General features: G+C 66.3%; 18 protein-coding genes and 2 tRNA genes. 18 read left to right on the top strand and 2 right to left on the bottom strand.

Features of this window, described 5'->3' with window-relative positions:
* Nucleotides 1–222 precede the first annotated feature (222 nt).
* The 17 genes from C666_RS14865 (at nt 223) to C666_RS14945 (ending at nt 16,612) form a co-directional block, all read left to right on the top strand.
* Complete coding sequence (locus tag C666_RS14865; RefSeq protein WP_004342162.1) at nt 223–876, top strand: DedA family protein; 654 nt, start codon at nt 223–225, stop codon at nt 874–876.
* Between the two features lie 110 nt (nt 877–986).
* The gene (gene ndk, locus C666_RS14870) at nt 987–1,412 is read left to right on the top strand and encodes a nucleoside-diphosphate kinase (protein WP_004342165.1); all 426 of its coding nucleotides are present in this window, start codon (nt 987–989) and stop codon (nt 1,410–1,412) included.
* A 114-nt stretch (nt 1,413–1,526) separates the two neighbouring features.
* A complete protein-coding gene (rlmN, locus tag C666_RS14875) occupies nt 1,527–2,675 on the top strand; it encodes a dual-specificity RNA methyltransferase RlmN (protein WP_004342167.1) in 1,149 nt (382 codons plus the stop codon).
* Nucleotides 2,672–3,478, top strand: coding sequence for a type IV pilus biogenesis/stability protein PilW (gene pilW, locus C666_RS14880; protein WP_004342169.1), 807 nt, complete (start codon nt 2,672–2,674; stop codon nt 3,476–3,478). Before rlmN ends, pilW begins: the two co-directional genes overlap by 4 nt.
* Nucleotides 3,475–4,416 (top strand): helix-turn-helix domain-containing protein, encoded by a 942-nt coding sequence (locus tag C666_RS14885; RefSeq protein WP_004342171.1) that lies wholly within the window; start codon nt 3,475–3,477, stop codon nt 4,414–4,416. The genes pilW and C666_RS14885 overlap by 4 nt, the downstream gene beginning before the upstream one ends.
* 14 nt (nt 4,417–4,430) lie before the next feature.
* Nucleotides 4,431–5,714 carry a flavodoxin-dependent (E)-4-hydroxy-3-methylbut-2-enyl-diphosphate synthase gene (gene ispG, locus C666_RS14890; protein WP_028792170.1) on the top strand — a complete coding sequence of 428 codons (1,284 nt, stop codon included), beginning with the start codon at nt 4,431–4,433 and terminating at the stop codon, nt 5,712–5,714.
* A 60-nt stretch (nt 5,715–5,774) separates the two neighbouring features.
* The gene (hisS, locus tag C666_RS14895; protein ID WP_004342174.1) at nt 5,775–7,073 is read left to right on the top strand and encodes a histidine--tRNA ligase; all 1,299 of its coding nucleotides are present in this window, start codon (nt 5,775–5,777) and stop codon (nt 7,071–7,073) included.
* The gene (locus C666_RS14900; protein WP_004342176.1) at nt 7,070–7,717 is read left to right on the top strand and encodes a YfgM family protein; all 648 of its coding nucleotides are present in this window, start codon (nt 7,070–7,072) and stop codon (nt 7,715–7,717) included. Before hisS ends, C666_RS14900 begins: the two co-directional genes overlap by 4 nt.
* A gap of 3 nt (nt 7,718–7,720) precedes the next feature.
* A complete protein-coding gene (bamB, locus tag C666_RS14905; protein ID WP_004342179.1) occupies nt 7,721–8,863 on the top strand; it encodes an outer membrane protein assembly factor BamB in 1,143 nt (380 codons plus the stop codon).
* 15 nt (nt 8,864–8,878) lie between these two features.
* Nucleotides 8,879–10,204, top strand: a complete 1,326-nt coding sequence (gene der / locus C666_RS14910) for a ribosome biogenesis GTPase Der (RefSeq protein ID WP_004342181.1) — start codon at nt 8,879–8,881, stop codon at nt 10,202–10,204.
* A 115-nt stretch (nt 10,205–10,319) separates the two neighbouring features.
* Nucleotides 10,320–10,556 carry an RNA chaperone Hfq gene (gene hfq, locus C666_RS14915; protein WP_004342183.1) on the top strand — a complete coding sequence of 79 codons (237 nt, stop codon included), beginning with the start codon at nt 10,320–10,322 and terminating at the stop codon, nt 10,554–10,556.
* 51 nt (nt 10,557–10,607) lie between these two features.
* Entirely contained in the window at nt 10,608–11,753 is a 1,146-nt protein-coding gene (gene hflX, locus C666_RS14920) for a ribosome rescue GTPase HflX (RefSeq protein ID WP_004342185.1), read from the top strand.
* A 14-nt stretch (nt 11,754–11,767) separates the two neighbouring features.
* On the top strand, nt 11,768–13,060 hold the full coding sequence (gene hflK, locus C666_RS14925) for an FtsH protease activity modulator HflK (protein ID WP_028792168.1): 1,293 nt from the start codon (nt 11,768–11,770) through the stop codon (nt 13,058–13,060).
* Complete coding sequence (gene hflC / locus C666_RS14930; protein ID WP_004342188.1) at nt 13,060–13,941, top strand: protease modulator HflC; 882 nt, start codon at nt 13,060–13,062, stop codon at nt 13,939–13,941. Before hflK ends, hflC begins: the two co-directional genes overlap by 1 nt.
* 7 nt (nt 13,942–13,948) lie before the next feature.
* Nucleotides 13,949–14,134 (top strand): DUF2065 domain-containing protein, encoded by a 186-nt coding sequence (locus tag C666_RS14935; protein ID WP_004342189.1) that lies wholly within the window; start codon nt 13,949–13,951, stop codon nt 14,132–14,134.
* A 6-nt stretch (nt 14,135–14,140) separates the two neighbouring features.
* Nucleotides 14,141–15,298, top strand: a complete 1,158-nt coding sequence (locus tag C666_RS14940) for an ATP phosphoribosyltransferase regulatory subunit (protein ID WP_004342191.1) — start codon at nt 14,141–14,143, stop codon at nt 15,296–15,298.
* Nucleotides 15,299–15,301: 3 nt separating this feature from the next.
* A complete protein-coding gene (locus C666_RS14945) occupies nt 15,302–16,612 on the top strand; it encodes an adenylosuccinate synthase (RefSeq protein ID WP_004342192.1) in 1,311 nt (436 codons plus the stop codon).
* Nucleotides 16,613–16,764: 152 nt separating this feature from the next.
* Here the strand turns inward: C666_RS14945 and C666_RS14950 are convergent.
* Nucleotides 16,765–16,849, bottom strand: a tRNA-Leu gene (locus C666_RS14950).
* 240 nt (nt 16,850–17,089) lie between these two features.
* Nucleotides 17,090–17,174, bottom strand: a tRNA-Leu gene (locus C666_RS14955).
* Between the two features lie 318 nt (nt 17,175–17,492).
* Between C666_RS14955 and rnr the strand changes: the two genes are divergently transcribed.
* Nucleotides 17,493–19,608: ribonuclease R (rnr, locus tag C666_RS14960; protein ID WP_370701732.1), on the top strand; the 2,116-nt coding region annotated here is incomplete at its 3' end.

The following is a 19,608-nucleotide window of genomic DNA, read 5'->3' on the forward strand; positions in this document are numbered from 1 at the left end:
CTGATGCTGGTCACCTACGTGCCCATCATCTCCACCTGGCTGCCCACCGCGCTCGGAATGATGTGAACGACCGGCGTCGAGTGTGAACACGGAAGAAGCCCCGCCCGAGACGGGGCTTCTTCCTTTCGTGCGCCGGGCATGCGGAATGTTTCAGCATGCTTCGTAATACGTGGGCCGCCGAGCCTCGGGTAGAATCGCGCGACATCTCCGTCCGGAAGCTCCATGGAATATCTTGCCCTGCTGGTCGATCTCGTGCTGCACGTCGATCGCCACCTTGCTGCCCTGCTCGCGGAATATGGCAACTGGATCTACGTCATCCTGTTCCTGATCGTGTTCTGTGAAACCGGCCTCGTCGTCACCCCCTTCCTGCCCGGTGATTCGCTGCTGTTCGTCGCCGGGGCGCTTGCCGTCGGCGGCGGCATGGACCCCGCGCTGCTGATCCTCGTGCTGTTCGTGGCCGCGGTGCTGGGCGATTCGGTGAATTACGCCATCGGCCGGCATTTCGGCGGGCGCATCTCGCAGTGGCCGGACAGCCGCTTCTTCAACCGCCGCGCCCTCCAGCAGACCCATGCCTTCTATGAGCGCCATGGCGGCAAGACGATCATCATCGCGCGCTTCATGCCGCTGGTCCGGACCTTTGCGCCCTTCGTCGCGGGCATGGCGCCGATGGACTATCGCCGCTTCGTCGCCTTCAATGTGCTTGGCGCCGCACTGTGGGTCGGGCCGCTGGTGATGGCCGGCTACTGGTTCGGCAACCTGCCGGTGATCAAGGACAACCTGACGCTGGTCATCCTCGGCATCATCGCGTTGTCGCTGATGCCGCTGTTCATCGGCTGGCTGCGCCACCGCGGCGAGGCAGCGAGGGCGCGGGCCTAGCCGGCAGGAGGGTGCGCCGGCCTTCGAGGCGATCGAGTGCCGTGTCCGTGGGGTGGGGCGGAAACCTGCTAAAATTCCGTGCTTTTTTCAAACCCTGTCTGGAGTTTTTCATGGCAATCGAACGCACCCTCTCCATCATCAAGCCCGACGCCGTCGCCAAGAACGTGATCGGCCAGATCTACGCCCGTTTCGAAGGCGCCGGCCTGAAGATCATCGCCGCCAAGATGGTGCACCTGTCCGAACAGGAAGCCGGCCAATTCTACGCCGTGCACAAGGAGCGCCCCTTCTTCAAGGACTTGGTGTCCTTCATGACGTCCGGCCCGGTGATGATCCAGTGTCTCGAAGGCGAGAATGCGATTGCCAAGAACCGCGAGCTGATGGGCGCCACCGACCCGAAGAAGGCCGATCAGGGCACCATCCGCGCCGATTTCGCCGAGTCGATCGACGCCAACGCCGTGCATGGCTCCGATGCGCCCGAGACCGCCGCCGTCGAAGTGGCGTTCTTCTTCCCGGGAATGAACGTTTACTCGCGCTGAGCGGTCCGTTCCCACGGCCCGTCGCGCACGCTTCGCGGCGCCCTGGCGCCGCACGCGGCGTGGTCGGGCCGTTTGCATTACGGGTTTCCGCCTTTCAGGACTGAAGTTTCAGGCATGAGCACTTCCAAGCAGGTCAATCTGCTCGATTTCGATGTCGACGGTCTCGTCGCCTGGTTCGCCGGGCTGGGCGAGAAGCCGTTCCGCGCCCGCCAGGTGATGCGCTGGATGCATCACGAGGGCTGCGACGACTTCGACGCGATGACCGACGTCGCCAAATCCTTGCGTGCCAAGCTCAAGGAGCTGGCCGTGATCCGCCCGCCGGTGCCGGTGCGCGACTCGATCTCGGCCGACGGTACGCGCAAGTGGCTGCTCGACGTGGGCAATGCGAATGCGGTCGAGACCGTGTTCATCCCTGAAACCCACCGCGGTACGCTGTGCGTGTCCTCGCAAGCCGGTTGCGCGCTCGACTGCGCTTTCTGCTCCACCGGCAAGCAGGGCTTCAACCGCAACCTGTCCGCGGCCGAGATCATCGGCCAGTTGTGGCTCGCCAACAAGCTGCTCGGTGCAGCACGGGGCGGCCCGGACGAACGGGCCGGCGACCTCGAAGCCGGAGAAAAGGACAATGGCCGCATCATCAGCAACGTGGTGATGATGGGCATGGGCGAGCCGCTGGCCAACTTCGACAACGTCGTCACCGCGTTGCGCCTGATGCTCGACGACCACGCCTATGGCCTGTCGCGCCGCCGCGTCACGGTGTCGACTTCCGGCATTGTGCCGGCCATGGACCGCTTGCGCGACGAGTGCCCGGTGGCGCTGGCGGTGTCGCTGCATGCTTCCAACGACGCGTTGCGCGATGAACTGGTGCCGATCAATCAGAAATATCCGCTGCGTGAACTGATGGCGGCCTGTCAGCGCTATCTCGAGCGTGCGCCACGAGATTTCGTCACTTTCGAATACGTGATGCTGGACGGCGTCAACGACAGCGAAGCCCATGCGCGCGAGCTTGTCGCGCTGGTGCGCGATACGCCGTGCAAGTTCAACCTCATTCCGTTCAACCCCTTCCCGAATTCAGGCTACCTGCGTTCGCCGGCGGAACGCATCCGCCGTTTTGCCGGTATCCTGATTGATGCCGGCATCGTCACCACCACGCGCAGGACGCGTGGCGACGATGTCGATGCAGCCTGTGGCCAGCTTGCGGGCCAGGTCCAGGACAAGACCCGGCGCACGGTGCGCCTGAAGCAGGCAACGGAGGAACGTTCATGAAGCAAAGCGTCGTGCTCGCCGGCATGCTGCTCGCCGCCTTGGTCGGTGCCGGCTGTGCCACGGTGCCGGGGGCGCCAAGTGCCGGCGCGTCCGCGGTGAGCCGTCCGCTGTCGGACGTACCGCCGTCCACGCCCGCCGAGACCCGGGCGAGAGTGCACGTCGATCTCGGCATGGCCTATTTCGAGGTCGGACGCTACGACGTGGCGCTGGATGAGGCGCGCATCGCGCTCAACGACAGTCCCGGCTACGCGCCCGCCTACCATCTGTTCGGGCTGGCCTACATGCTGATCGAGGAGCATGGCCCGGCCCGGCAGAATTTCGAACTGGCCCTGCGCCATGCGCCGGGAGATCCGGAGTTCAGCAACAGCTATGGCTGGTTTCTGTGTTCTCGGGGAGAGGAGCTGCGTGGCCTCGAATACCTGGCCCAGTCGGCGCGCAATCCCTATTACCGGCATGCGACGCGGCCCTACACCAATGCCGGCCTGTGTCATTTGCGGCTCAAGGACGATGCCGCGGCCGAAACGCAGTTTCTCGCCGCCCTGCAGGTCGACCCGTCGAATGCCCAGGCGTTGTACCAATTGGCCGATATCGCCTATCGTGGCGGACGCTACGATCAGGCGCGCAGCCTGCTGATCCGGCTGCACCAGCAAAGCAACCCGACGGCCGCCTCGGCCTGGCTCGGCCTGCGCACGGAGCGCAGGCTGGGCAACCGCGATGCCGAGGCCAGCTATGCCTCGCAACTGGGCAGCCGCTTCGGAACGTCCGAGGAATACCAGAAGATGACGCAAGGGAAGTACGAGTGAGCAGCATCCAGTCCCAGGCATCTGCCGTGTCGGCTTCCGAGTCCGTGGTGCCATCGCCCGGCGCGTGCTTGCGCCAGGCCCGTGAGCAGCGTGGCGAGTCGGTGGGCGAGGTCGCGTTCGCGCTCAAGTTGAGTCCGCGCCAGATCGCGGCGCTGGAGGCGAACGATTTCGCTGCCCTGCCGGGCATGGCCTTCGTGCGCGGCTTCCTGCGCAACTACGCGCGCTATCTTGGGCTCGACCCGGCGCCTTTGCTCGACGACGTGCAGCGCCTGGCCGGCGAGGGCGCCGTCGACCTGTCACCGATCCGGAACGCCGACGGAGAGCTGCCGTCGGGCAGCGGCCCGCATGTGCGCGCCGCCCCGATCGGCTGGCTCGTGCTGGCCCTTGCACTGATGTTGCTGGCCGGCTGGTACTTCGACTGGTTCCGCACCGAGCCGCCCGCTGCCGAAACTGAACTGGAGGCGCCGGTGATGGGAAGCGTCCCCGTCGAGCCGGTGCCGCCCGTCGGCGTGGTGCAAGAGATCGAGGCGCCGCCGCCCGCCGCCGTGCCGGAGGCCGCGAACGCCGTGCCCGGCGAGCCCTCGGCGGAGCCCGCCGTGCCGTCGGTGGTCGCCGGCACGGATGCGGCGCCGCCTGCTGCGGAGGAGCCACCGGCGCCTGCCGCCGAAGCGCTTGCCGAGGTGCCGGCCGCACCCGCGGGAGGCGGGGTGCTCGCCTTCCGCTTCGCGGGCGAATCCTGGGTCGAGGTACGCGATGCCGGCGGAGCGATCATCTACTCCGGCACCAATCGTGCCGGTTCCACGCGCAACGTCCAAGGCAAGCCGCCGTTTGCGCTCGTCATCGGCAACGCGGCGGGCGTGAGCCTCGAATTCGATGGCAGGCCGGTCGATCTGGCCGCCCACACCAAGGTCACGGTGGCGCGTCTCACCGTCAAGTAACGATGTCGATCAAGATGATCCAAGTGGTCCAAGACCGAAAGCCCCTTCCCCGCGATGACGCCCCGGCCGCTGCCAGGCCGCTGGCCAGGCACCTGACGCGCGAGGTGGCGATCGGCCGTGTGCGCGTCGGCGGCGGTGCGCCGGTCGTCGTCCAGTCCATGACCAACACCGACACGGCAGACGTGCTCGGCACCGCGATGCAGGTCGCCGAACTGGCGCGCGCGGGCTCGGAGCTGGTCCGGATCACGGTGAACAACGAGGCCGCGGCGAAGGCCGTGCCGCATATCCGCGACCGCCTGCTGGCCCTGAACATGGATGTCCCGCTGGTCGGCGACTTCCACTATAACGGCCACAAGCTGCTGACCGACTTCCCCGCCTGCGCCGAGGCGCTCGCCAAGTTCCGCATCAATCCCGGCAACGTCGGCGCCGGCGCCAAGCGCGACCCGCAGTTCGCCGCCATCGTCGAACTGGCCTGCCGCTACGGCAAGCCGGTGCGCATCGGTGTCAACTGGGGCAGCCTCGACCAGTCGGTGCTGGCGCGCATCATGGACGAGAACGCCTCGCGGACCGAGCCGCGGGATGCCGGCGCGGTGATGCGCGAGGCGCTGGTGGTGTCGGCGCTCGAGTCGGCAGCCAAGGCCGAGGAGTACGGCTTGGCGAGCGACCGCATCATCCTGTCGGCCAAGGTGTCGAGCGTGCAGGACCTGATCGGCGTGTATCGCGACCTGGCGCGCCGCAGCGAATACGCACTGCACCTCGGCCTGACCGAGGCGGGCATGGGCAGCAAGGGAATCGTCGCGTCCACCGCGGCACTGTCGATCCTGCTGCAAGAAGGCATCGGCGATACCATCCGCATTTCGCTGACCCCCGAGCCCGGCGGCAGCCGCACGCAGGAAGTCGTGGTCGGGCAGGAGATCCTGCAGACGATGGGGCTGCGCGCCTTCACCCCCATGGTCACGGCCTGCCCGGGCTGCGGCCGGACCACCAGCACCTTTTTCCAGGAACTGGCGTCCGGCATCCAGGACTATGTGCGGGCGCAGATGCCGGTGTGGCGGGACCAGTACGACGGCGTCGAGAACATGACGCTGGCGGTGATGGGCTGCGTGGTCAACGGGCCGGGTGAGTCCAAGCATGCCAACATCGGCATCTCGCTGCCCGGTACCGGCGAGTCGCCGGCCGCGCCGGTCTATATCGATGGCGAGAAGGTCGTCACCCTGCGTGGCGACAACATCGCCGCCGAATTCAAGGCCATCGTGGATAACTACGTGGCCACCAAGTACGTGAAGAAGGGCGTTTGAGGCGCCGTGCCCGACGGAAACAACAGCGCCTCCAGGCGACAACGACAAGAACAGACACCCATGAGCCAGACCTTGCAGGCCGTGCGCGGGATGAACGACATCCTGCCCGACGACGCCGAAACCTGGGAATACTTCGAAGACATCGTGTGCGACTGGCTGCAGAGCTATGGCTATCGCCCGATCCGCATGCCCATCGTCGAGCCGACGCCCTTGTTCAAGCGCGCCATCGGTGAAGTGACCGACATCGTCGAGAAGGAGATGTATTCCTTCGAGGATGCGCTCAACGGCGAGCACCTGACCCTGCGCCCCGAAGGCACCGCGTCCTGCGTGCGCGCGGCGATCCAGCACAATCTCGTCGCGTCCGGCGGCCCGCAGCGGCTGTACTACTATGGCCCGATGTTCCGCCACGAGCGCCCGCAGAAGGGGCGCTACCGCCAATTCCACCAGATCGGCGTCGAAGCCCTCGGCTTTGCCGGTCCGGATGCGGACGCCGAACTGATCCTGATGTGCGCCCGCCTGTGGGAAGACCTCGGGCTCGACGACGTCGCCCTGGAAATCAACTCGCTCGGCGCGCCCGAAGAGCGGGCACGGCACCGCGCGGCGCTGATCGCCTATCTGGAGCAGTACCAGGACAGGCTCGACGACGATGGCAAGCGGCGCCTGTACACGAATCCGCTGCGCATCCTCGACACGAAGAATCCGGATCTGCAGCAGATCGTCGAGGCGGCGCCGCGGCTCGCGGACTATCTCGGCGACGAGTCGAAGGCGCACTTCGAGGCCGTCCAGATCTTCCTCAAGGATGCGGGCATTCCGTTCCGCATCAACCACCGCCTGGTGCGCGGCCTCGACTACTACAACCGCACGGTGTTCGAGTGGGTGACGACGCGCCTGGGCGCGCAGGGTACGATCTGCGCCGGCGGGCGTTACGACGGCCTAGTCGAGCAGCTCGGCGGCAAGCCGCAGCCGGCGGCCGGGTTCGCCATCGGCATCGAGCGCCTGCTGCTGCTGTGGCAGGCCAGCGGTGGAGAGGCCGAGCGGCCGGTGGCCGACGCCTACGTGGTGCATATGGGCGACGCGGCTGCCCGGCTGGCGTTCCGCGCGGCCGAAGCCTTGCGCGAACATGGTTTTGCCGCAATCCTGCATTGCGGTGGCGGCAGCTTCAAGTCGCAGATGAAAAAGGCCGATGCCAGCGGTGCGCCGGTGGCGATCGTGATCGGCGAGGATGAAGCGGGTGCGGGTGAAGTGGGCCTCAAGCCCCTGCGCGGCCCGGGCGCCCAGCAGCGCGTGGCGCTCGATGCGCTGCCCGAGGCGATGGCCGGACTGCTTTACGGCAACGACGAAGAAGAAGGGATTGAATGATGGCGGTGTACGACCTCGAAGAGCAGGAGCAGATTTCCGAACTGAAGGCCTGGTGGGCACAGTATGGCAACCTGGTGACGACGATTGCCGCGATCGCGGCAGTCGCCTCGGTCGGCTGGCAGGGCTGGCAGTGGTACCAGGGCCGCAATGCCGCCGAAGCCGGCGCCTTGTATTTCGTCGTGCAGCAGGCCGCGGAGAAGCAAGAGGCCCAGCAGGTGCGTGATGCCGCCGGGCGCCTGATCGGCGACTACCCGGGCACGACCTATGCGCAGCTCGCGGCGCTGTTGTCGGCCGGCACCCAGTTCAAGGCCGGTGAGTTCGACAATGCGCAGGCGCAGCTCGAATGGGCGGCGGACAAGGGCAAGGACCCAGCATTACGCGATCTTGCGCGTCTGCGCCTCGCCACCGTGCTGCTGCAGAAGGGCGAGCTCGATGCCGCGCTGGCGCGGCTGCAGGCGGCGCCGTCGGAGACCTATGCCGCGCGTTTCGCCGACCTGCGCGGCGACGTGTTCGCCGCCCAGGGCAAGGTGGCCGAGGCGCGCAGCGCCTATCAGGCCGCGGTCGATGCGCTGGCCGGCGCCGGCGAACAGGCCACGACCCTGCGCGAAGTGGTGCGTGTGAAACTCGAATCCCTGGAAGGCTGACCGATGAAGCTCGCTTCCCTGCGTGTCGTTCCGTTCGTTGCCGCAATCCTGCTGGCCGCGGGCTGCTCGTCCCTCAATCCCTTCGCCAGCGACAAGCCGAAACCGGCTCCGCTGGCCGATTTCAAACCGAATGCCGAACTGGTTGCGCTATGGCGTGCCGACATCGGTGGATCCGGCCCTTATCTTTTCGAACCCGCGGTCGTCGGCGACAGCGTCTATGCGGCGGGCGAGGAAGGCGATGTCGCGCGTTTCGAGGGCGGGCGGGCGGTGTGGCGCGTGGATGCAGACACCCGCCTGTCCGCGGGTGTCGGAGCCAACCGCAGCCTGGCCGTCGTGGTCACCGCGGGCGGCGTCGCCATTGCCTACGATGCCGACAACGGCAGCGAGCGCTGGCGCTCGGACATCGGTGCCGAGGTGCTGGCGCAGCCCGCGATCGATGGCGAACTGGTCGTGCTGCGCGCTTCGGACAATCGTCTGATCGCGCTCAGCGCGCGCGACGGCAGCCGGCGCTGGATCTACCAGCGCGCGAATCCGCCGCTGGCGCTGCGCAACTTCTCGGGTGTCCTGCTCGAAGGCAACGTCGTGCTCGCGGGCTTCCCGGGCGGCAAGCTGGTCGTCATCAATGCCGTCAACGGCGGTGCGATCACCGAATTGTCGGTGGCGAACCCGCGCGGCTCGACCGAACTCGAACGCGTTGCCGACGTGGCTGGCACGCCGGTCGCCGGCCGCCGCGAAGTGTGCGCCGTGACTTACCAGGGGCGCGTGGCCTGCTTCGACACGAGCAACGGCAATGCCTTGTGGGCACGTGATTTCTCCAGCAGTGTCGGCATGGACCGCGACGCGCGCTTCGCCGTCGTCACCGACGACCGCGACGCCGTTCATGCGTTCGATGTCTATAGCGGCGCAAGCGTATGGAAGCAGGACGGCCTGGCCCGGCGCACAGTATCGCGTCCGCTGATCGTCGGCGACCATGTCGTCGTCGGCGACGTCGAGGGCTATGTGCATGCGCTGAGCCGCGATTCGGGCGCCTTTGCCGCGCGCAGCCGCGCCGGGGAAGGCCCGCTGTCGGCGGCGCCGCGCGCCTATGGACGCGGCTTCGTCGTGCAGGGGCGCGACGGCGAGATCACCGCCTATGAATTGCGTTGAGGCGGGCGAGCCGAAGTGAAACCTACCATCGTCCTGGTCGGCCGGCCCAATGTCGGCAAGTCGACCCTGTTCAATCGCCTCACGCGTACGCGTGACGCCCTCGTGGCTGACCAGCCCGGCCTGACGCGCGACCGCCACTACGGCATCGGCCGGGTGGGCGAGCGTGACTATCTGGTCGTCGATACCGCCGGTTTCGATCCGGTCGCCAAAGAGGGTATCGTGCACGAGATGGCGCGGCAGGCCGAGCAGGCCATCGCCGAGGCCGACGTGCTGCTGTTCCTCGTCGACGGCCGTGCCGGGCGCACGCCGCACGACGAACAGATCGCCGCGCGCCTGCGCCGTGCCGGCCGTCCGGTTCATCTGGTCGTCAACAAGGCCGAGGGCCTGGATCGCGCCATCGTCGCGGCCGATTTCCATGCGCTGGGTCTGGGTGATCCGCTGCCGGTGTCGGCGGCCCACGGCGACGGCATCAAGCAACTCGTCGAGATCGCGCTGGAGCCGTTTCCCGCAGACGAAGGGGAGGCCGCGGAGGACGAAGGCCCCAAGGTCGCGATCGTCGGCCGCCCCAACGTCGGCAAGTCGACGCTGGTCAATACCCTGCTCGGCGAGGAGCGCGTGATCGCCTTCGACATGCCGGGCACGACGCGCGACGCGATCGCGATACCGTTCGAGCGCGGCGGCAAGCGCTATACCCTCATCGACACCGCGGGCCTGCGGCGGCGTGGCAAGGTATTCGAGGCAGTCGAGAAATTCTCGGTGATCAAGACGCTGCAGGCGATCCAGGAGGCGAACGTGATCGTCCTTGTGCTCGACGCGGCGCAGGACATTTCCGACCAGGATGCGCACATCGCCGGTTTTGCGCTCGAGGCGGGGCGTGCGCTGGTGGTCGGGATCAACAAGTGGGATGCGGTGGACGATTACCAGCGAGATCGCCTGAAGGCCGATATCGCGCGCAAGCTGGCCTTCCTCGGCTTTGCCCGTTTCCACCAGATTTCGGCGCTCAGGTCGCAGGGTATCGGTGGCCTGCTGAAATCGGTCGATGCTGCCTATGCCGCGGCGACTGCCAACCTCGCCACGCCGCGCCTGACGCGGACGCTGCAGCAGGCCGTCGCCCGCCAGGCGCCGCCGCGCCATGGCATGGCCAGGCCGAAGATGCGCTACGCTCACCAGGGCGGCATGAACCCGCCGGTGATCGTGATCCATGGCAACGCGCTGGAGTCGATTCCCACTTCCTATGTGCGCTATCTCGAGCGCTGCTTCATGGATGCGTTCAAGCTGCAGGGAACGCCCTTGCGCATCCAGTTTCGGACCACGCACAATCCGTATGCCACGCGGGATTGAGCGTGTGGTCGGCGAGAACCCGTCTCCACACCCGGGTTTCGATGCATACTGCGATGTGGCAGTGCAGCATCAAATCCATTACATTCTTATAAACAGAAAATAAAGAGGTTCATAAATGAGTAACAAAGGGCAACTTCTACAAGACCCGTTCCTGAACACACTGCGCCGCGAGCACATCCCGGTGTCGATCTACCTGGTCAATGGCATCAAGCTGCAGGGGCAGGTCGAGTCCTTCGATCAGTACGTCGTGCTGTTGAAGAACACCGTCACGCAAATGGTCTACAAGCACGCGATTTCCACCGTCGTGCCGGCACGTCCGGTCGTCATTCAGCAGCAGGAAGAAGGCAACTGAGTACCGTATCGATCGTCCGCAACCGGACGGGCGCGGCCGGCGGAGGCGCCCATGTTTGAGCGTCCCGCATCGGGGGAGCGTGCGGTTCTCGTGCAACTGGATCTCGGCCAGGGGCTCATCGAAGAGCGTCTGTCCGAGCTTCGCTTGCTTGTCCTGAGTGCCGGCGCCAGCATCGAGGCGGCGGTCCAGGGCAAGCGCCAGGCGCCCGACCCCAAGCTGTTCGCCGGCAGCGGCAAGGTGCAGGAAATCGGAGAGGCGCTGCGTGTCCACGAGGCCGACATCGTGATTTTCAATCATGCCCTGTCGCCCGGCCAGCAGCGCAACCTCGAGCGCGAATTGCAGTGCATGGTCATCGACCGTACCGCGCTGATCCTCGACATCTTCGCCCAGCGTGCGCGCAGCCACGAAGGCAAGCTGCAGGTCGAGCTCGCCCAACTCGAGCACCTGTCCACCCGCCTCGTGCGCGGCTGGACCCACCTCGAGCGGCAAAAGGGCGGCATCGGCCTGCGCGGCCCGGGCGAAAAGCAGCTCGAAACCGACCGCCGCCTGCTCGGCAACCGGGTCAAGATGCTGAAGTCGCGTCTGGCCCAGATCGAGAAGCAGCGCAAGGTGCGTCGCCGTGCGAGGGAACGCCGGGATGTTCTGTCGGTCTCTCTGGTCGGCTATACCAACGCCGGCAAGTCGACCTTGTTCAATGCGCTGACGAAGGCGGGGGCCTATGCGGCCGACCAGCTTTTTGCCACGCTCGACACCACCGCGCGAAGGCTGTACGTCGGCGGGGCGAGTGTGGTGCTGTCGGACACCGTCGGTTTCATCCGCGATCTGCCTCACGCCCTCGTCGCCGCCTTTCGCGCCACGCTCGAGGAAACGGTGCAGGCTGACCTGCTGCTGCATGTCGTCGATTCGGCAAGCGAGGACCGCGATGCGCAGATCGGTGCGGTGAATGAGGTCCTGGCCGAGATCGGTGCGGCGGACGTGCCGCAGGCCATGGTGTGGAACAAGATCGACCTCACGCGCGCCGAAGCGGCGGTCGAGCGGGACGACTGTGGTAACATTCGGCGCGTTTTTTTGAGCGCCAGAACGGGCGAAGGTCTTGATCTGCTTCGCGAAGCGCTTGCCGAAGTGGCTCAGCAGACCTTTCATGAAGATGCCGACCGGGAATCCGGTACGGTGGAAGCGTTTCCTATTCAATCGTGATTACGGGCATTCTCATGTCACTTAACGACCCCCGCTGGGGCGGCCAGAGCGGCGACAACGATCGCGACCGCGACCGCGACCGCAACGACGGTCCGCGCGGCGAAGGCAATCGCGGCAACAACCAGGGGCCTCCGGATCTCGAGGAGGTCTGGCGCGACTTCAACCAACGCCTGTCCGGCATGTTCGGCGGCAAGCGCCAGAACCGCGGCGCGGGTGGCGGCGGGGGCGGCGGCAATGGCCCGCAGTTGCCGAACTTTTCGTTCAAGCAGTTCGGCGGCGGCCTGAGCGCGCTCGCCGCGCTCGTCGTCGTAGTCTGGGCCGCCAGCGGCCTCTATACCGTGGATGCGAACCAGCGCGGCGTGGTGCTGCGGCTGGGCGAGTACATCCAGACGACCGAGCCCGGCCTGCGTTGGCGCCTGCCGTATCCGTTCGAGTCTCACGAGATCGTCGACCTGACCGGTGTGCGCACCGTCGAAGTCGGCTATCGCGGTTCCGAGCGCAACAAGGTGCTGCGCGAGTCGCTGATGCTGACCGATGACGAAAACATCATCAACATCCAGTTCGCCGTGCAGTACGTGCTGAACAGCCCGGAGAACTACATCTTCAACAACCGCTTCCCCGACGAGTCGGTGGCGCAGGCCGCCGAAACAGCGATGCGCGAGATCGTCGGCAAGAGCCGCATGGACTTCGTGCTGTACGAGGGGCGCGAAGAGATCGCCTCGACGGCGCACGAGCTGATGCAGCGCATTCTCGATCGCTACCAGACGGGTATCCAGATCAGCCGCGTGACGATGCAGAACGCCCAGCCGCCCGAGCAGGTGCAGGCCGCGTTCGACGACGCCGTCAAGGCAGGCCAGGACCGCGAGCGGCAGAAGAACGAAGGCGAGGCCTATGCCAACGACGTCATTCCGCGCGCGCGCGGTACCGCTTCGCGCCTGATCGAGGAGGCGAATGCCTATCGTGAACGCGTCGTCGCCAACGCCGAAGGTGAAGCGAGCCGCTTCGACCAGGTGTTTGCCGAATACCGGCGTGCGCCCGAGGTGACGCGCCAGCGCATGTACCTCGAAACGATGCAGGAAGTGATGTCCAATACCTCCAAGGTCATGGTCGATGCGAAGGGCAACGGCAATTTGCTGCTGCTTCCGCTCGACAAGCTGATGCAGCAGGCCGGGGCCTCGTCCAAGGCCGCTTCCGCGGCGTCGGCGGAGTCCCAGTCGGCTTCGGCCCTTGGTTCGAATGCGCCCGCGCTGGCGTCGGATCCGCGTAATCGCGACCTGATGCGCAGCCGTGAGCGGGGAGAGCGTTGATGCGTGACAAATTGTCCCTGATCGGCGGCATTTTTCTGGTCGCCGTGGTGATCGCTTCGGCGTCGCTGTTTACCGTCGATCAGCGCCAGTATGCGATCGTCTTCCAGCTGGGCGAGGTCAAGGAGGTCATCGCCGAGCCCGGCCTCAACTTCAAGCTGCCGATGATCCAGAACGTGCGCTACTTCGACAAGCGCATCCTGACCATGGATACCCCCGAGCCGGAGCGCTTCATCACCTCCGAGAAGAAGAACGTGCTCGTGGATCACTTCGTCAAGTGGCGGATCGTCGATCCGCGGCTCTACTACGAATCGGTGGCGGGCGACGAGGCGCGTGCGCGCACGCGCTTGACGCAGACGGTCAACGCCGGCCTGCGCGAAGAGTTCGGCCGTCGCACCGTGCATGACGTGGTCTCCGGTGAGCGCGACCGCATCATGGATCAGATGCGTGAGCGCGCCGACCGCGACGCCCGCAGCATCGGCGTGCAGATCGTCGATGTGCGCCTGAAGCGGGTCGATCTGCCCAATGAGGTGTCCGAATCCGTTTATCGCCGCATGGAAGCCGAACGCAAGCGGGTGGCCAACGAATTGCGCTCGCAGGGCGCCGCGGAGGCCGAGAAGATCCGTGCCGATGCCGACCGCCAGCGCGAGGTGATCGTCGCCGAGGCCTATCGGACCTCGCAGCAGGTCAAGGGCGAGGGCGATGCGAAAGCGACGTCGGTGTATGCGGACGCCTTCGGCAAGAACCCCGAGTTCTATGCCTTCTATCGCAGCCTCGAGGCCTATCGGGCCAGCTTCGCCGGCAAGGACGACGTGCTGGTGGTGGACCCGAGTTCCGAGTTCTTCCGTTTCATGAAGGATGCCGGGGGTTCCGCAAGGAACTGAGTCCTGCATGGGTGCCTCGCTGTTGACCGCCTTCGCACTGATGCTGATCATCGAAGGCATCCTTCCCTTCGTCGCGCCAGCCGCCTGGCGCGAAACTTTTTTACGCCTTGCCAGCATGGCCGACGGCCAGATCCGTTTCATCGGCCTGACTTCCATGCTGGTGGGTGTGATGCTTCTTTTCGTCCTGAGCTGAGCCCCCATGCGCTGGGTATTGCCCGACCACATCCAGGACGCCCTGCCGTCCGAAGCCCACCAGCTCGAGACCCTGCGTCGCCGGCTGCTCGATGCCTTCCATGTCCGTGGCTACCAACTGGTGATGCCGCCGCTGCTTGAGTATCTCGACTCGCTGACCACCGGGGCGGGGCAGGATCTCAAGCTGCGCACGTTCCAGCTCGTCGACCAATTGTCCGGCCGGACGATGGGCGTGCGCGCCGACATGACGCCGCAGGTCACGCGCATCGACGCGCATCTGCTCAACCGCCGGGGCGTGTCGCGCCTGTGCTATTGCGGCAGTGCGCTGCATGCCCTGCCGTCGACGCTGACGGCCACGCGCGAGCCGCTGCAGCTCGGTGCCGAGCTCTACGGCCACGCCGGCATCGAGGCCGATGTCGAGATTCTTCGCCTGCTGGCCGAAGTGCTGCGCCTGGCCGAAGTGCCGGCGTCGCGCATCGACATCAGCCACGTCGGCCTGTTCCATGCGCTGGCGGCCCGCGCCGGCCTGGTGCCGGGGCGCGAGGAAGAACTCTTCGATCTGCTGCAGGCCAAGGATGTGCCGGCGCTGCAGGCCGTGCTGGCCAATGTCGCGGAACCGGTGCGTTCCGCATTGCTCGCGCTGCCCGGCCTCTACGGCGGTGCGGAAGTGATCGAGCGTGCCGCCGCCTGCCTGCCGCAGGACGCCGAAATCGACGAATTGCTCGGCGAACTGCGCCAGTTGTCGGATGCGCTGGCCGATCTTCCGATCAGCTTCGACCTGTCCGACCTGCGGGGCTATCACTATCACAGCGGCATCGTGTTCGCAGCCTATGGCGCGGAGTCGCCCGCCGCGCTGGCGCTGGGCGGCCGCTACGACCGTGTCGGCGAGGCCTTCGGGCGTGCGCGGCCGGCGACGGGTTTCAGCCTCGACCTGCGCGAACTGGTGTGGCACCTGCCGGAGCCGATGGCAAAGGCGGGCGCCGTGCTGGCGCCCTGGTCGGACGACGCCGGGCTGGCGGCCGAAGTGGCGGCGCTGCGCGCGCGCGGTGACATCGTCGTCATCGCGCTTCCCGGACATGATGGAACGTGGAACGAGGCCGGTTGCGACCGGCAACTGGTCAGGCGGGACGGTCGCTGGGCGATCGAACCGTTACAGGGAGAGTAAGACATGGCAAAGAACGTCGTCGTCGTCGGCACCCAGTGGGGTGACGAGGGCAAGGGCAAGATCGTCGATTGGCTGACCGACCACGCGAAGGGGGTCGTACGCTTCCAGGGCGGCCACAATGCCGGCCACACGCTGGTCATCGGGCAGAACGAATACAAGCTGAACCTCGTGCCCTCGGGCATCGTGCGTGATGGCGTCGCCTGTTTCATTGGCAATGGCGTGGTGCTCGATGCGCACCACCTGCTGTCGGAGATCCGCACGCTGGAAGCGGGCGGCATCGAGGTGCGCAAGCGCCTGCGCATCAGTCCGGGCTGCCCGCTGATCCTCGGCTACCACAGCGCCCTCGACCGTGCGCGCGAGGCGGCGAAATCCGCCGGCGACAAGATCGGCACCACCGGCAAGGGCATCGGTCCCACCTACGAGGACAAGGTCGCCCGCCGCGCACTGCGGGTCTACGACCTGTTCGACCGCGAGCGTTTCGCGGCCAAGCTCAAGGCCAATCTGGAATATCACAACTTCGTGCTGACCCAGCATCTGGGTGCCGAGCCGGTCGATTTCCAGGCAGTGTTCGACGAAGCCATGGCCGATGCGGCCGAACTGCTGCCGATGGTGGCGGACGTTTCGGCCGAACTGTACGCGATCAACAAGTCGGGCGGCTCGCTGCTGTTCGAGGGCGCGCAAGGCACGCTGCTCGACATCGACCACGGCACCTATCCCTTCGTCACGTCGAGCAACTGCGTCGCCGGCCAGGCTGCAGCGGGTTCCGGCGTCGGCCCGAGCCGGCTGCACTACGTGCTGGGCATCACCAAAGCCTACTGCACCCGCGTCGGCGGCGGCCCCTTCCCGACCGAGCTCGACATCGACACCCAGGGCCAGCCCGGCGAGCAGATGTCAACCAAGGGCCGCGAATTCGGCACCGTCACCGGGCGCAAGCGCCGCTGCGGTTGGCTGGATCTGGCCGCGCTGAAACGCTCGATCATCATCAACGGCGTCACCGGCCTGTGCATCACCAAGCTCGACGTGCTCGATGGCCTTGAAGAGCTGAAGCTGTGCACCGGCTACACGCTCGATGGCAAGCGTATCGACCTGCTGCCGATGGGCTCGGAGGAAGTGACGCGCTGCGAGCCCATCTACGAGACCATGAAGGGCTGGAGCGGCACCACCTTCGGTGCGCAGAGCTGGGATGCGCTGCCGCAGGAAGCGCGTGCCTACCTGCACCGCATCGAAGAGATCTGCGAGATTCCGATCGACGTCATCTCGACCGGGCCCGAACGCGACGAGACGATCCTGCGTCGCCATCCGTTTGGTGCTTGAGCGGAGGCAGGAGGCGCTGCGCGGGCCGCTGGTCGGTCTGCGCGGCCTTCCGGGGAAACCGGCACTGTCCGTGCATGCAAGCGCCCGCTGCGGTTGCGGCGCGGGCGGCGTCAACGAAAAAAGCCGGCTCGAAGCCGGCTTTTCCCTGAAACTGGTGCCCAGAAGAGGACTCGAACCTCCACGCCTCGCAGCGCTAGTACCTGAAACTAGTGCGTCTACCAATTCCGCCATCTGGGCAGGGAGGCGCATAATAGCAAACGTTTTCGTGTTTGCAAAGCTCGTTCCTTTTTCCCTCATCCGCTCCATCGTTTCGTCGGCCAGACAGGCCGAACGGGCGGGCGTAGTCTGCCGTGATGGCGTCCCCGCATGCCTTGGCCGCGCGTCCAGCAGGCCGGGCCGTGGCGCAGCGGAAAAGCGGACTGCGCAAGAACGCAAGAAACAAAAAAGCCGCTCCGAAGAGCGGCTTTCCTGTGAAACTGGTGCCCAGAAGAGGACTCGAACCTCCACGCCTCGCGGCGCTAGTACCTGAAACTAGTGCGTCTACCAATTCCGCCATCTGGGCAAGAAGACGCGCATTATAAGCACTCGAAGAATACTGTCAATGACTCGTAAAACAAAAAATACCACTCAAACACGCGTGGCCGCCCATACGGGGCAGCGCTCCCGCAATACCGCAGCGCAGACGTCCGGCAGGCCCCGTCCGGCCGGGCAGGGCGCCGCGCCGACGGCCGGGCGCAGCCGCGCCGCGCGCAAGACCGCGGCGCGTGTCAGTGCCATCCGCCTGGCCGATCCCTTCCATGAGCGCGAGGCGCAGAAGTACGAGCAGCCGCTACCCAGCCGCGAGTACGTGCTGCAGGTGCTTGCCGAGCGCGGCGTGCCGATGCCGTTCGACGAACTCGCCGTGGCGCTCGACATCCAGCCTTTTGAACGCGAGCACTTCGACCGCCGCCTGCGTGCGATGGAGCGCGACGGGCAGGTCGTCCGCAATCGTCGCGACGCCTATCTGCTGCCCGACAAGGCCGAGCTGATCAAGGGCCGTGTCGAAGGCCATCCCGACGGTTTCGGTTTTCTGCGCCGCGACGATGGCGAACCCGACATCTTCCTCGGGCCGAAGGAAATGCGCGAACTGCTGCACGGCGACCGCATCCTGGTCCGCATCGCCGGCCAGGATCGCCGCGGCCGCCCCGAAGGCCGGCTGGTCGAAGTGCTCGAACGCGCCAACAGCCGTGTCGTCGGCCGGATCATCAGCGAGCATGGCGTGATGATCGTCGTGCCCGAGAACCGCCGGCTGGCGCAGGACATCCTCATCGCGCCGGGCGGACGCAAGAAACCCGAGCCGGGCCAGATCGTCACCGTCGAACTGGTCGAGCAGCCGACCAAGTTCGCGCAGCCCATCGGCCGCATCGTCGAGGTGCTGGGCAACTATGCCGATCCCGGCATGGAGATCGAGATCGCGCTGCGCAAGCATGACCTGCCGTTCGAGTTTTCGGCCGAGGCCAAGGCCGAGACGCGCAAGCTGCCGGCCGCGGTGCGCAAGAAGGACTGGGCCGGCCGTGAAGACCTGACCAAGTTGCCGCTGGTGACCATCGACGGCGAGACCGCCAAGGACTTCGACGATGCGGTGTACTGCGAACGCCAGGGCAAGGGCTACCGCCTGATCGTGGCGATCGCCGACGTGTCTCACTACGTCGACGCCGGCAAGGGGCTGGACAAGGACGCCTTCGACCGCGGCAACTCGGTCTATTTCCCGCGCCGCGTCATTCCGATGCTGCCGGAGAAGCTATCCAACGGCCTGTGCTCGCTGAATCCGCAGGTCGAGCGTCTGGCGATGGCGGCCGACATCAATCTCTCGGCCACCGGCGAGATCAAGTCCTACCGTTTCTACCCTGCGGTGATCTGGTCGCACGCGCGTCTGACCTATACCCAGGTGGCGGCGGCCCTGTACGAGCGGGAAGGCGCCGCGCGCAAGGCGCTTGCCGGGCTGCTGCCGCAGCTCGAGAATCTCGACAAGCTCTTCCGCGTGCTGCTCAAGGCGCGTGCCAAGCGTGGCGCGATCGACTTCGAGACCACCGAGACGCGCATGATCTTCGACGACAACGGCAAGATCGCGCAGATCGTGCCCGAGGTGCGCAACGACGCCCACCGCCTGATCGAGGAATGCATGCTGGCGGCCAACGTGTGCGCGTCCGACTTCCTCGCCAAGCGCGAGCATCCGGCGCTGTACCGCATCCACGATTCGCCGTCCGAGGACAAGCTCGGCAAGCTGCGCGAGTTCCTGAAGGAGTTCGGCCTGGGCATCGGCGGCGGGGATGAGCCGCGCGCCCGCGACTACGCCATGCTGCTCGAACAGATCAAGGACCGTCCGGACGCCCAGTTGCTGCAGACCGTGATGCTGCGCTCGCTGAAGCAGGCGATGTACAGCCCGGACAACGTCGGCCACTTCGGCCTGGCCTACGAGGCCTATACCCATTTCACCTCGCCGATCCGGCGCTATCCAGATCTGCTGATCCACCGCGGCATCAAGGCGGCGCTGGCCGGCGAGCAATACCGCCCGGGAGACTGGGAACAGATCGGCCTGCACTGCTCGATGACCGAGCGCCGCGCCGACGAGGCCACGCGCGACGTCGTCGCCTTCTTGAAGTGCTATTTCATGCAGGACCGCGTCGGCGAGACCTTCACCGGCAGCGTTTCGTCGGTCGTGCCCTTCGGCTTGTTCGTCGCGCTCGACGACATCTTCATCGAGGGGCTGCTGCACATTTCGGACCTCGGCAGCGACTACTTCCATTACGACGAGACCCGCCACGCGCTGCTGGGAGAGCGTACTGGCAAGCAGTTCCGCCTGTCGGACCGCGTCAAGGTGCAGCTCGTGCGGGTCGACATGGCGACCAACAAGATCGACTTCCGCCTGATGGAAGGCCCGCTGCCCGCCGAAAGGCCGGCCGCCGAGCCTGCCGGGCCCGTCGAGGCGGCGGAAGAGGCGCAGGCTCCCGCTCCGG

Source organism: Thauera linaloolentis 47Lol = DSM 12138 (genome assembly GCF_000310205.1).
Taxonomy (GTDB): domain Bacteria; phylum Pseudomonadota; class Gammaproteobacteria; order Burkholderiales; family Rhodocyclaceae; genus Thauera; species Thauera linaloolentis.